Below are 13526 nucleotides of genomic sequence, written 5' to 3'. Positions count from 1 at the left end.
CGGGTGTGCCGGAATTGGCCTCGGGATCGGAGATCACCATTCCGAGGCGCGCCGCCCGTTCGGACTCCGTGGCGGCGACCCAAGTGGAACCAGAGCGCGCCGCCGGCCGATGATCTCGGTCGCGGCGGGCCGAGACGGGGAAGGGCCGTGCCTCATGACGTATGACACCTCCGGGGTAATCGCTGCGTTAGGGAGCCGCAACCTGCTTCCGGACGAGTACGAGACGGTGTTCGCGAGCGGCTCCCTGATCAGAGGCTGGGGCAACCCCACCAGCGACCTCGACGTCCACGTGGTCACCAAGGACGTCTGGGTCAGCACGATCGACGAGACCAACCACGTCGCCCTGGAGCCGAACACGCTCCAGTACGAGGGCACGTTCGTGGACGGCCGCCGATGGGACATCGAGTACTGGACGTCGTCCCAGCTGGAGCAGGTCCTCTCGAAGGTCTCCCGGGAGCAGTTCGCCGACGACCAGGGCACCTGGCGCACCCTGAGCTACCACGAGATCGCCATGCTGGAGCGGCTCCCGTACGCCGCCGCCGCCGATGACGGCGCCTGGCTGGCGGCCACCCGCGAGCGGCTCGCGGCCTCGGCCCACCGGTCGGTGCTGATCGTGAACTCGCTCAAGCAGGCGGACAGTTACACCGAGGACGCGGCCGGCCAGATCGCCCGGGGCGACCTGTACAGCGCGGTCATCGCAGCCAAGAACGCCTTCAACCACGCCGTCGACGCGCTCCAGGCGAGCCTCGGCCAGTTCGGCAGCCTGTGGCCGAAGTGGCGGGCCCGGCGGATGGAGATCCTCAACCCCGCGCTGCTGCCGTTCGACGCGTACTGGGCCATCGAGACGATGCGCTCCTTCGACCCGGACAACCCGCAGAAGTGGGTCGAGGAGACCATCGCCGTCTGCCAGCGGATCTCCATGGAGGTGTCGGTCTGATGCCGCTCGACGAAACTCCGCTCGATAAGAACCTGCAGGTAGGGCCCGGTTCGGTGGCCTCGCTCCCGCTGAACGTGAAGATCCGCAACCACCGCGGTACGACGGTGGTCGGCGGGTACGAGCACTTCTTCGAGCTGACCGCGTCCGCCGCCCACATCTGGAGGCAGATCGACGGAAAGCGCACCGTGCGCGATATCGCCGCGCTGATCGCCGAGGAATACGAGATCGATCAGGAATCCGTGGTGCAGGACATCGTCGAGCTCTTCACGGAACTCGCGCAGCACGATGTCCTGAACATTGCGCAAGGCGATTCTCGGAGCTGAATTCCACAAGGGGCCACCGCCTCCTGCACATTTGCCCGTGGGTTTGAAATTTCGGGGGCATCACATGCTGGACGATCTCCAGTTCGATGTATTCGGTCCGCTGACCGTACGGCGGAACGGCGAGTTATTAGAGATTCCTCAGGCGAAACACCGGGTCGTGCTGGCGGCCCTGCTGCTCCGCGCCAACCGCACCCTCACCGCGGAGGAGCTCATCCAGCAGCTGTGGGGCGGCGAACCCCCGCTGACCGCACGCAAGACGCTCCAGGGGTACATCGCCCGCCTGCGCAAGGTGCTGGGCGCCGACGTGGTCGTCAGCCGGGCTTCCGGCTACGCGATCGCGATCGACGGCGAGCGGCTCGACCTCGACCGGTTCAATCTCCTCCTGCACAAGGCGGAACTCAGCGCCGAACCGGCCGAACGCGCCGGGCTGTTCCGGTCGGCGTTGGAGCAGACCAATGGCACCCCGCTCGTCGACATCCCCTCGGAATACCTCCACCAGGGCGACGGGGCGGCCTTGCTCGAACGCTGGTTGAATGCCACGGAAAGCTGGGCCGACGCCGAAATGGCCGTGGGGCGCTGCGCCGAGGTCCTGCCCCGGCTCAGGGCCCTCGTATCCGAACACCCTTTCAGGGAAAGCGCGTGGGGCCGGCTGATGACGGCCCTGTACAAGGCGGGGCGGCAGGGCGAGGCCCTCGCCACGTACCAGGAGGCCCGGCGCCTGCTGTCGGAGGAGCTCGGCGTGGAACCCGGCGAGGAACTCCGCGCCGCCCACCGGCAGATCCTCGCCGGGCCCGCCGCCCGGTCCGACGGCGAGCCGGATCCGGCGCCGCGCGCCCCGGCCGGCAGCGGGAGCGGCAACGGCGGTGGCGGCGGGGGCCCGCGCCGGGTCGCCGGCGCCGCCGAGCCTGCGGCCTCCCCGTACACCCTCCCGCCGCGCCTCGCCGAGTTCGCCCGGCCCGGCATCGAGGCCGAGCTGATCCAGCGGCTGCGGGACGTCTCCCGGGACGGCGCGGAGCGCACCGTCCCGCAGACGCTCAACCTGTACGGGGCCGCCGGGGTCGGCAAGACCACCATGGCGGTCCGGGTCGCCCACGCCGTCAGCCCCGTCTTCCCCGACGGCCAGCTGTACGTCGAACTCCAGCGCGGGGACGGCTTCCGCGAGCCGGCGGACGTGCTGGGCGAGCTGGTGCGCGCGCTCGGGGTCGCCCCCGGCGCGGTGCCCGCGGAGTTCGCCGAACGGGTGGCCCTGTACCGGGGGCTGCTCTCCCACCGGCGGGTGCTGATCGTGCTGGACGGGGCGCGCGACGAGGCCCAGGTACGGCCGCTGCTGCCGGCCTCGCCGACCTGCGCGGCCGTGGTGACCAGCCTGGAGATGCTGTCCACCCTGGGCGGCACCCGGCACGTACGCCTCGGGCTGCTGTCAGCGGAGGAGTCCCGCGAGATCCTGGCCCGGATCGTCGGCCGCGAGCGGGTGGCGGCCGAGGAGGGGGCCGCACAGGACCTGGTGCGGTACTGCGGGCGGCTGCCCCTGGCCATCCGGATCGTCGGCGCGCGCCTGCTGGAGCGGCCGCACTGGCGCCTGGAGACGCTCGCCCGGCGACTGGAGTCGGACCGCAGGAGGCTCGACGAGCTGGTGGTCGGCGACCTCGGCGTCCGCGAGAGCCTGGCGGTCGGCTACGCCGCCCTGGACGCCCCCGAGCGGAGGGCGTTCCGGCTGCTCAGCCTGCTGGAGATGGCCTCGTTCCCGGTACGGGTGGCCGCGGCCGCGCTGGGCCTGCCGGACGACCGCGCGGAGGAGACCCTCGAGCGGCTGACCGCGCAGCACCTGCTGGACGCCGACTTCGTCAAGGGCAGCGGGGTGCGCTTCTCGTACCACCCGCTCGTCCGGCTGTACGCGCGGGAGCTCACGTTCGACGTGGACTCGATGCAGAGCCGGCACGGCGCGGTGCAGAACGCACTGGCCGCCTGGTACACGAGGCCGGCCGGAGCGCTGGTCCCGCTGCGGGCCACTGCGTCGCCCGGGACCGGACCGGCCGTACGCGCCGGAGCCGGAGCCGCCTTTCCCGCTGCCGCCCTGCCACCGGAGCTCGGCTTCACCGCCTGAGCCCCACGACCCCACGACACGACCCGCCCCACACGATCCCCACACCCCCCACGTCCCGTCCCCCGCCCGGCCGCCCGAGGTGTGTCACCCCTCGGTTCCCGGCCCACGGGGAGATCCGAGGAGAACCGACCTTGATCGAACGCTATTCCACTCCGGAGATGGCCGCGCTCTGGACCGAGGAGCACAAGTACGAAACCTGGACGCGCGTCGAAGTGCTCGCGACCACGGCCCAGGTCGAACTGGGCGTCGTGGACCAGGGCAGCCTGGACGACATCCGCCGCGCCCCCGTCCCCGCCGTCGCCCGCATCCGGGAGCTGGAGCTCACCCGCGACCACGAGATCCTCGCGTTCCTCGCGGCCTACACGGAGACGATGCCCGCCGCCTCCGCCCGGTGGGTGCACCACGGGATGACGAGCTACGACCTCGTCGACACCTCTCTCGGACACATCCTGGCGCGCAGTTGCGACCTCGTGCTGAACGCCGCCCGTACGTTCGCCGAACTGCTCGTGGAGCGCGCCCTGGAGCACTGGGACACGGTGTGCATCGCCCGCACCCACGGCATCCACGCCGAGCCCACCACGTTCGGCCAGAAGCTCGCCGTGCACGCCTTCGCCCTGCACCGCAGCATCGCCCGGCTGACCGCGGCCCGCGCCGCCGTCGCCGTGGGCACCGTCTCCGGGCCCGTGGGCACGTACGCGCACATCTCCCCGTACGTCGAGGAGTGGGTCTGCGGGCAACTCGGGCTCGGCGTAGAGCCGATGCCGACCCAGGTGGTGGCGCGCGACCGGCATGCCGAGCTGCTCTCCGCGCTCGCCGTGACGGGGGCCGTCGTCGAGCAGTTCGCCCTCGAGATGCGGATGCTGCAGCGCACCGAGGTCGGCGAGGTCGACGAGCCGCGCACCAGCGCCTACCAGGGGTCGAGCGCGATGCCCCACAAGCGCAACCCGACGACGAGCGAGCGGCTGTGCGGCCTCGCCCGGATCCTGCGCTCCCACGCCGGCGCGGCCTACGAGAACGTCGCGCTGTGGCACGAGCGGGACCTCGCGCACTCCTCCGTGGAGCGCGTCATCCTGCCCGACAGCCTGACCGTGGCCCACTACCAGCTCGTCTCGGCCGCCGGGCTGCTGCGCGGGCTGCGGGTGTTCCCCGAGCGCATGGCGCGCAACATCGACGCCACCCGGGGCCTGGTCTACAGCTCCGAGGTGTTCCTGGACCTGGTCGACCGGGGCCGGGACCGCGAGGAGGCCTACCGGCTGGTCCAGGCCGCGGCCACCGAGGCGTGGGAGACCGGCACGAGCCTCGCCGAGGGCCTCGGCTCCCGCGGCGTGGACGTCACCGGTGAGCAAATGGACCCGCGGCGGTTCCTCGGCAACCGCGACCACCTGAAATCCCGACTGATCGAACTGAGCAAGGAGCTGCAGGACCATGTGGAAGTGTGAGCCCGTCGTCGGTGCCAGCCTCGACGTCACCGAAGTCACCGCCCTGTACCGCGCGTCCACCCTCGGGGAACGCCGTCCCGTCGAGGACGTCGAGCGGTTCACCCGGATGCTCGCCGGCGCCAACCTCGTGATCACGGCGCGCCTCGACGGCCGGCTCATCGGCATCGCGCGCTCGATCACCGACGGCTCGTACGTCACGTACCTGAGCGACATCGCCGTCGACGCCGAGTTCCAGCGGCGCGGCGTGGGCCGGGACCTGATCCGGGCCACCCGAGAGGCCGCGCCGCAGGCCAAGCTCGTGCTGCTCTCGGCGCCGGCCGCCGTCGCGTACTACCCCCACATCGGGTTCACCCGCCACGAGTCCGCATGGACCCTCGATGCGCTCGGCTGAACCCGGGCCCCGCGGGGTCGGCCGTCCTTCCCCGATCCCGAACCGCCGTCGAATGACGTTCCGTAGGTGACGACAATGCAGCTGAAGACGCCCGGATTCGATGCCCAGGTCAAGGCGGCCGCCGAGCGGGCGCGAGCCTGCGGCCTGGCCGCCGATGCGATACGGATAGCGGCCACCCTCGACGGGATGGTCCCCGAGCAGGTCGGCCGAGCGGCCATGGGGCTCGGTGAGCGCGTGTACACGGAGATCGCCGAGTCCCAGGTGGCCGGTTTCGCCCCGACCGGCGGCCCCGAGGCCGGGGACGGGGCCGGTGACCCGGCCCGCGCCGAAGCCGGCACCGGGGCCGACAGCGCCGCCGGGGACCTGCTGATGCTGACCGGGACCGGGCGGCTGCGCGTCGTCCCGGCCGGTACGCAGCCCGCCGGCGGCGCGGACGGCGAGCCGCTCGGCACCCTCAAGTGGCAGTCCCGGCCGGAGTCCCTGGGCCGGCTGTGGGCCCTGGCCCAGGACGTCCAGCGGCTGCAGTTCGAGGAGATCCACCGCTGGCTCGCGCAGCAGGGCGCCGAGCCGGTCCGCGAGCGGATCGACGCCGTCGCGCACGCCCTGGTCCACATGGCCCCGGTGCTGCTGTACGTCGGCGACCGCTTCTACAGCAACCTCGGCAAGTTCAGCAATCTGCCCGGGCGTTCGATGGCTCCCGGGGCCGAAGGGTCCGTGCTCACCGCGCTCCGGGAGACCCCGGCCGCGCACTGGTCCCCCGAGGACGCCACCTTCGTCGTGTGCATGTACGCGCTCATCAGCTCGGGCTCCCCGGTCCGGGCCGAGGAGTTCAACGGCGTACAGCTGGCCCCGGACCGGCTGTCGGACTTCCTCCGCGAGCGCATCGAGGCGTACGGGGCCGAGCTCCCGGACCTCGCCGGCGAGCCGACGGGCGCCGCGCTCGACGCCCTGGCCGCCGCCTGCGCCGGCGGGCGGGCGGAGCTGTTACGCCGCGGCGCCGTGCTCTACCGGGAGATCAACGGCGCCTCCCTGCACAAGCGGGAGCGGATCATGGCCGAGCCGCTCGGCTGGGACGAGCTCCCGGCGCCGGTGGCGGGCCTGCTCTCCGGCGTCGCGGGCCGGCCCTTCCCCGTCGCGGCCTCGCCCGAGACGGTGCGGGCGTACGCCGAGGAGGTCGTGGAACGCGTCGTACGGCTGGCCCCGCCCGCCGGGTTCACCAGCGCGTACGAGGGGTTCCTCCACCGGTTCTTCGAGACGCTGGCCGACGCCCTGGACTGCGACGTCGTGATGGGCCGCGGCCCCAAGAGCGTCGCCGTGCTGCACAGCGACCACCCGGCCGAGGACCGGATGGCCCTGGCCACCCGCGACTTCTACTGCTGCGTCGCGCCCGGCGCCGCCTTCGCGCGGAAGTTCGCCGACGACCCGTCCCAACTCGCCCGGACCCTCTCCGCGTACAGCGCGCGGATGCGCTACAACACCTGGCACTACCTGCCGCACAGCATGTCCTGGACCGAGGATTCCCCGGGCCGCGACGACTGGTTCTTCGCGCCGATGACGGCCGACATCACCAACTGGTCCGACCAGCACCACACCGGGCACGTCACGTTCGGCGTCCGGCACGCCCTGCGCGTCCCGCTCGGCATCGTGCTGGAGGGCGGGTACCGTCCCGGCCTGTACGACCTGCGGCTGCTGCGCACCTCCGGCGCCGAGTTCGAGCTGCCCCACCTGCGGGCGGCCATGGTGACGGGCCGGGTCCAGGCGCTGCTGCACCAGGCGGCCGCCGACCGGGGCCTGGAGGTCGGCGACTTCGACAACGGCTGGTACCGGGCCTTCCATGGCTCCTGAGCTGCAGTACGCCGACATCCGCAGCCTCCGCGCGGCGTACGGGGACGGCAGCCTGCTGCCCTCGGAGCACCTGGCCGCCACCTTCGCGCTGCTGGACCGGTGGGAGCCGCGGATCGGGGCGTTCCTGACCCTCGCCCGTGAGCGCGCCACGGCCGAGGCGGAGGCCGCGGACCGGCTGCTCCGCCGGTACGGGAAGGCCGTCTGGGCGGACCGGCCGCTGCTCGGCATGCCCGTCTCGGTCAAGGACCTGACCCCGACGGAGGGCATCCGGACCACCCGCGGCTCCCTGCTGCACGCCGACGCCGTGCCCGACCGGGACGCACCGGCGGTGGCCCGGCTGCGGGCCGCGGGCGCCCTGGTCATCGGCAAGACCAACACCACCGAGGGCGGGTGGAGCGCGGCCGGGGTGAACCGGCTGCAGGGTCCGACGCGCAATCCGTGGGATCCCGCCCGTACCCCCGGCGGGTCCAGCGCCGGTGCGGCCGCCTCGGTGGCCGTGGGCATCGGCGTGGGCGCCACCGGCACCGACGGCGCCGGGTCGATCCGCATCCCCGCCTCGTTCTGCGGGGTCGTCGGGTTCAAGCCCTCGCTGGGCCGGATCCCGTACGTGCCGCAGAGCCCGGAGGAGCTGTCCCACCTGGGGCCGCTGACCCGGACGGTGGCCGACGCGGCCCTGCTCACGCAGGTGATGTCCGGCTACGACGCGGGCGATCCGCTGTCCTTCGGGGTGCCCGGCGAGCCGACCGGGGACCCCGAGGCCGCGGCCGGGCGGCTCCCCCGGCTGCGCATCGGCTGGATCCCCTCGCTGGGCGATCCCGCGCCGCAGCCCGGCATCGCGGCCACCGTCCTGCGGGCGGTCGAGGCGCTGGCCGCCCGGGGGCACACGGTCGAGGAGATCCCGCCGCCGTTCGAGGACCCGTACCCGGCGCTGGAGACGATCCTGGCGGGCTGGGAGGCGGCCGCCCACGCGCGCGACCTGGACGAGGTCGCAGACCGCCTCGACCCGGGCCGGCTCGAGGTCATCCGGTACGGGCGCGGGCTGAGCGCCGCCCGGCTGGCCCGGGCGTACGAGGCGCGCGCCGTGCTGCGGGCCCGCAGCCAGGCCCTGATGGAGCGGTACGACCTGCTGGCCATGCCGACCGTGGCCATCGAGCCGTTCGCCGCCGAGCTCCACGAGCCGCCGGACCCGGTCCGCAAGGGCGCCCTGTCCTGGCTGGCGTGGGCGCCCGAGGCCTACACGTTCAACCTGACCGGCCAGCCCGCGGTGTCCGTCCCGGCGGGCCGCTCGCCCGGGGGCCTGCCCGTCGGCCTGCAACTGGTGGGCGGCCGTCACGACGACCTGCGGGTCCTGGCCGCCGCGTACCAGCTGGAACAGGCGCACCCCTGGCACCACGAGTACGCAGCACTCACCGCACCACGCCCGGAAACCGAAGGGGAACCGACATGACGAAGCCCACCACCGCGCGGGAAGCCGGCGAGCGCCGCTACGCCCGCTTCGCCACCGGCAGCGTCGGCTTCGTCGAGCGGCACGGCCTGTGGAACGCGGAGCAGCGGGCCGCGGCGGACGCCCTGGAGGAGACCCTGTCGGGCCTCGAGTTCGTCCGGGTCGGCTTCGGCGACCCGCACGGGCTGATGCGCTCCAAGACCCTCACGGTCGACGCCTTCCGCACGGCGCTGCGCAACGGCATCGACATGAGCCCCGGCCCGTTCGTCTTCGACACCGGGCACGCCGTGGGCGTCGACTTCTTCGCTCCCGGCGGCGGCATCGGCATCCCCGAACTGACCGGAGCCGGCGACTTCCTGATCGTCCCCGATCCGCTCACCTTCAAGGTGCTGCCGTACACCGAGGCGGCCACCGGCTGGGTCATCGCCGACGAGTACCTGCGCGACGGCAGCGCCCACCCGCTCTCCAGCCGGGCCGTGCTGCGCCGCCAGTGCGCCCGGGCCGCCGAGCGCGGCCTGAGCTACGTCGTCGGCCTGGAGGTGGAGTGGTACGTGACCCGGCTGGCCGACGCCCGGGAGCACGGCCCGGCGGCCGCCTCGGCCACGGCCGCCGCGGCGGTCGGCGGGTTCGGCGTGCAGGGTGAACCGCCCGCCGTCGAACCGGTCAACAGCGGCTACCAGTTCAACCTCGACACCTTCACCGACGGCCTCATGCACGTCATCACCCCGCTGGCGCGCGCCCTGCGCGAGCTCGGTCTGCCGCTGCGCACCGTCGAGCACGAATCGGGGCCGGGCCAGCTGGAGTTCACCTTCAGCCCGATGAACGGCCTCGACGCCGCCGACGCCATGCTGCTGTTCCGTACGGTCGCCAAGCAGGTCTGCGCCCGCCTCGGCCACCACGCCTCGTTCATGGCGCTGCCCCGGCTGGAGCGCTTCGACCCGAGCGGCTGGCACCTGCACCAGTCGCTGTTCGACACGGCCGCCGACCGCAACGCCTTCGTACCGCAGGAGGGCGCGGCCCTGCTGTCGGACGAGGGGCTCGGCTACGTCGCCGGGCTGCTCGAACACGCCGCGGACATCGCGCTGTTCGCCATCCCGACCGTCAACGGGTACCGCCGGCTCGACGAGCAGTTCTCGCTCTCCCCGGACCGGGTCGTGTGGAGCGCCGAGAACCGGGGCGCCCTGGTCCGCGTGCTCGGCGGCCCCGGCGAGGAGTCCACGCACCTCGAGAACCGGATCGGCGAGCCCTGCGCCAACCCGTACCTCTACCTCGGCTCGCAGCTCGCCGCGGGCCTCGACGGCATCGTGCGCGGGCTGCGGCCGGGCGGTCTCGCGCAGGACCCGCACGCCCCCACGGAGGCGGCCCTGCCGCGCGACCTGGCCGAGGCCGTGGCCGCGATGGAGGGCAGCGCCCTGGCCCGGGACCTGCTGGGCAAGCCGCTCCACGACTGCCTCGCGCAGCTCAAGCGCAGCGAGGTGTCGCGGTTCGGCGCCTGGCTGGCCGGCTCGGATCCCGCCGGGCCGGGCGAGACCACCGTATGGGAGCACCGTGAGTACTTCGGCGCCTACTGACGCGGGCTCGCCCGGGGACGGCTGGTGGACCGTCTGCATCGTCGGGTCCGGACCCCGGGGGCTGTCCGTCCTCGAACGGCTCGCGGCCAACGCGGACGAGCTGCTGCCGGCCGGGGTGCGGCTGCGGGTCCACCTCGTGGACCCGCGGCCCGGCAGCGGGCAGGTGTGGCGCTCCGACCAGTCGGAGCTCCTGCTCATGAACACGGTCGCCTCCCAGGTGACCCTCTTCACCGACGACAGCGTGACGATGGACGGCCCCGTGCGGCCCGGTCCCAGCCTGGCCGCATGGGCCGCCGCCGCCGGCGAGGAGGGGCCGGGCCCCGACGCCTATCCCACCCGGGCCCTGTACGGGCGCTACCTGGAGTGGGTGCTGCGCAGCGTGGTCCGGCGGACCCCGGCGGACGTCCGTACGCACGCCGCGCGCGCCGTCCGGCTCGACGCGGATCCGGACGCCTGCGCGGCCGGCCGGGACCGGGTGACCCTGGACGACGGCACGGTGCTGTCCGGGCTGGACGCGGTCGTGCTGGCCCAAGGGCACCTGCCGGTCTCCCCGACCCCTGCCGAGGCCGCCTTCGCACGGTTCGCGGCCCGCCGGGGGCTGTTCTACCTGCCCCCGGGGAACCCGGCCGAGGCCGGGCTGGACGGGATCGGGGCGGGCGAGCCGGTCCTGCTGCGCGGTCTCGGACTCAACTTCTTCGACCACATGTCCCTGCTGACGGAGGGCCGCGGCGGGGTCTTCGAAGCCAAGGACGCCGGGCTGGTCTACCACCGCTCCGGGCGCGAGCCCGTGCTGTACGCCGGATCGCGCCGCGGTGTGCCGTACCAGGCCCGCGGGGAGAACCAGAAGGGTGCGCACGGCCGGCACGTCCCCCTCGTCCTGACCCCGGCCGTGCTGGACCGGCTGCGCCGCAAGCCCGGCCTGACGTTCCGGCGTGACATCTGGCCGCTGGTGTCGCAGGAGGTGGAGAGCGTCTACTACGCGGCGCTGCTGCGGGCCGACGGCCGCCCCCGGGCCGCGGCGCGGCTGCTCGCGCTGAGCGCCTCCGGGCCCTGGACCGCGTACGCCCGCGACCGGCTGCTCGACGCGCTGGGCGTGCCGCCCGGGCGGCGCTGGGACTGGGAGCGCGTCGCCCGGCCCTGCGCGGACCGCGTCTTCGCCGACCGTGCCGAGTTCACCGGATGGCTGCTGGAACACCTGCGCCGGGACGTCGCCGAGGCGCGTGCGGGCAACGTCGACGGGCCGTACAAGGCGGCGCTCGACGTGCTGCGGGACCTGCGCAACGAGGTGCGGCTGCTGGTCGACCACGGGGGGATATCCGGTGCGGACTACCGCGACGAACTGACCGGCTCCTACGGGCCGTTGAACGCGTACCTGTCCATCGGCCCGCCGCCCCGCCGGATCCAGGAGGCGATCGCGCTGATCGAGGCCGGCGTACTGACCGTGCTCGGCCCCGGTGCCGAGTTCGCCTCGGACGAGGCCGCCGGCCGTTTCACGGCCCGCTCGCCCCGGGTGGGCGAAGGCGCGGTGCACGCCCGGGCGTTCATCGAGGCGAGACTGCCCGAGCCCGATGTGGTGCGCACCGGCGATCCGCTGCTGGGATACCTCTACGCGACGGGCCAGTGCACCCCGTACGTGATCGACGACGAGCGCGGACCGTACCGGACCGGCGGGATCGCGGTCACGCAGCGCCCCTACCGGATCATCGACGCGGCCGGTGCACCGCACGAGCGGCGCTTCGCGTACGGGGTGCCCACGGAGGGCGTGCACTGGGTGACGGCCGCCGGGGCGCGGCCGGGCGTCGACTCGGTGATCCTCGGCGACTCCGACGCGATGGCCCGCAGCATCCTCGGCCTCGCCCACGGTGCCGCCGACCGCGGCCGGCCTTTCGACACCCTGACGAGGAGCACGTGATGGACGGCCTGAAGACGACCCCGGACCGCGGACCCGGCACCGGAAGGCAGGCCGGAGCGGACACCGGCCTGCTCTCGCCGGTCCGCGCCGGTACCGCCACAGAGGCGGCCCTGACCGACAGCGCCTGGGCGCAGGCGATGCTCGACGCGGAGGCCGCCCTGGCCCGGGCCCAGTCCCGGCTGGGCACCGTGCCCGCGAAGGCGGCCGAGACCATCACGGCGTGCGCCCGCGCCGAGGCGATCGACCTGCCCGCACTGGCCGTACGGGCGCGCGGCGCCGGAAATCCGGTGGTCGCCCTGGTCGAGGAGCTGACGGCGCTGGTCGCGGCCGAAGACCCCGCGGCGGCCGAGTACGTGCACCGCGGCTCCACCAGCCAGGACATCCTCGACACCGGCGCGATGCTGGTCACGGCCCGTACCCTGCGCCTGGTCCGCGGCGAGCTCGACCGGACCGCCGCGGCCCTGGCCCGGCTGGCCGACGAGCACCGCGGCACGCCCGCGGCGGCCCGCACGCTCGGCCAGCACGCCGTCCCCACCACGTTCGGCCTCAAGGCGGCGGGCTGGCTCGTCGCCGTGCTCGACGCACGCCGCCGGGTCGCGGCCCTCCTCGACGGGGGGCTTCCGGTCCAGCTCGGCGGGGCCGCGGGCACCCTCGCGGGCTACCTCGCCTACGCGCAGCAGGCCCCCGCCGAAGCGGACGGCGGCAGCCGGCCCGGCGCGGACCCCGGCGCGTACGCCGGGGAGCTGATCGGCCTCTTCGCCGCCGAGACGGGCCTCGCCGAGCCCGTCCTGCCCTGGCACACCCTGCGCACCCCGATCAGCGACACCGGGGCCGTCCTCGCGCACGCCGCGGTGGCGCTCGGCAAGTTCGCCACCGATGTGCAGACGCTGGCCCGCACCGAGCTCGGCGAGGTGGCCGAGCCCGCCGGGGTCGGCCGGGGCGTCTCCTCCGCCATGCCGCAGAAGCGCAACCCGGTGCTCGCCGCGATGATCCGCTCGGCCGCGCTCCAGGTGCCCTCGCTGGTCCTCACGCTGACGCACTGCGCGGCCGCCGCCGAGGACGAACGGCCCGCCGGAGCCTGGCACGGCGAGTGGCAGCCGCTGCGCGAGGCGCTGCGGCTGGTCGGCGGGGCCGCCTGCACGGCGGCGGAGCTGGCCGAGGGGCTGGAGGTGCACCCGGCCCGGATGGAGGCCAACCTGCGGCTCACCGGCGGGGCCGTGGTCACCGAGCGGCTGGCCGCCGTACTGGCCCCCGTGCTCGGCAAGGCCGGCGCCAAGCGGCTGGTGAGCCGCGTGGCCGTGGACGCAGGGGCCGGGGGCGCCGGGGGTTCCGGTACCGCGGACTCCCTCGTGGACAAGCTCCTCGCCGACGCGCCCGAGCTGGCCGCGGAGTTCACCGCCGGCGAGCTGGCGCGCCTGCTCAGCCCCGCCGAGTACACCGGCGCCGCCGAGGCGCTGGTCGAACGGGCCCGGGCGTACCACCGCAGCACGCCCGGCACCCGCGGCACCACCGCATGACTTCCGTACGGCGATGGCCCGTGGCGGACCTTCCGAAGGGATT

The 13526-nt window shown here is 74.1% G+C and carries 10 protein-coding genes; all 10 read left to right on the top strand.

Annotation, left to right across the window (positions count from 1 at the left end):
- Positions 1 to 154: 154 nt before the first annotated feature.
- Positions 155 to 937, top strand: a complete 783-nt coding sequence (locus AB5J51_RS19205; RefSeq protein ID WP_136224694.1) for a hypothetical protein — start codon at positions 155 to 157, stop codon at positions 935 to 937.
- A complete protein-coding gene (locus tag AB5J51_RS19200; RefSeq protein WP_133897347.1) occupies positions 937 to 1260 on the top strand; it encodes a PqqD family protein in 324 nt (107 codons plus the stop codon). Before AB5J51_RS19205 ends, AB5J51_RS19200 begins: the two co-directional genes overlap by 1 nt.
- Before the next feature lie 64 nt (positions 1261 to 1324).
- Positions 1325 to 3364, top strand: a complete 2040-nt coding sequence (locus AB5J51_RS19195) for a BTAD domain-containing putative transcriptional regulator (RefSeq protein ID WP_078987491.1) — start codon at positions 1325 to 1327, stop codon at positions 3362 to 3364.
- Positions 3365 to 3495: 131 nt separating this feature from the next.
- Entirely contained in the window at positions 3496 to 4803 is a 1308-nt protein-coding gene (gene purB / locus AB5J51_RS19190) for an adenylosuccinate lyase (RefSeq protein ID WP_369778142.1), read from the top strand.
- Positions 4790 to 5194 (top strand): GNAT family N-acetyltransferase, encoded by a 405-nt coding sequence (locus tag AB5J51_RS19185; RefSeq protein WP_030299240.1) that lies wholly within the window; start codon positions 4790 to 4792, stop codon positions 5192 to 5194. Before purB ends, AB5J51_RS19185 begins: the two co-directional genes overlap by 14 nt.
- 66 nt (positions 5195 to 5260) lie before the next feature.
- Positions 5261 to 7039: a hypothetical protein gene (locus tag AB5J51_RS19180; protein WP_136224691.1), complete on the top strand. Its 1779-nt coding sequence runs from the start codon at positions 5261 to 5263 to the stop codon at positions 7037 to 7039.
- Positions 7029 to 8486 carry an amidase gene (locus AB5J51_RS19175; protein WP_369778140.1) on the top strand — a complete coding sequence of 486 codons (1458 nt, stop codon included), beginning with the start codon at positions 7029 to 7031 and terminating at the stop codon, positions 8484 to 8486. Before AB5J51_RS19180 ends, AB5J51_RS19175 begins: the two co-directional genes overlap by 11 nt.
- Positions 8483 to 10054: a glutamine synthetase family protein gene (locus AB5J51_RS19170; RefSeq protein ID WP_369778139.1), complete on the top strand. Its 1572-nt coding sequence runs from the start codon at positions 8483 to 8485 to the stop codon at positions 10052 to 10054. Before AB5J51_RS19175 ends, AB5J51_RS19170 begins: the two co-directional genes overlap by 4 nt.
- Entirely contained in the window at positions 10032 to 11966 is a 1935-nt protein-coding gene (locus tag AB5J51_RS19165) for an FAD/NAD(P)-binding protein (RefSeq protein ID WP_369778138.1), read from the top strand. Before AB5J51_RS19170 ends, AB5J51_RS19165 begins: the two co-directional genes overlap by 23 nt.
- On the top strand, positions 11966 to 13483 hold the full coding sequence (locus tag AB5J51_RS19160) for a lyase family protein (RefSeq protein ID WP_369778137.1): 1518 nt from the start codon (positions 11966 to 11968) through the stop codon (positions 13481 to 13483). The genes AB5J51_RS19165 and AB5J51_RS19160 overlap by 1 nt, the downstream gene beginning before the upstream one ends.
- Positions 13484 to 13526 lie beyond the last annotated feature (43 nt).

Origin of the sequence: Streptomyces sp. R33, assembly GCF_041200175.1 — a bacterium.
In the GTDB taxonomy this organism is placed as follows: Bacteria; Actinomycetota; Actinomycetes; order Streptomycetales; family Streptomycetaceae; genus Streptomyces; species Streptomyces katrae_B.
Note: the sequence above shows the minus strand (reverse complement) of the source record. Positions and strands in the feature narration are given on the sequence as shown.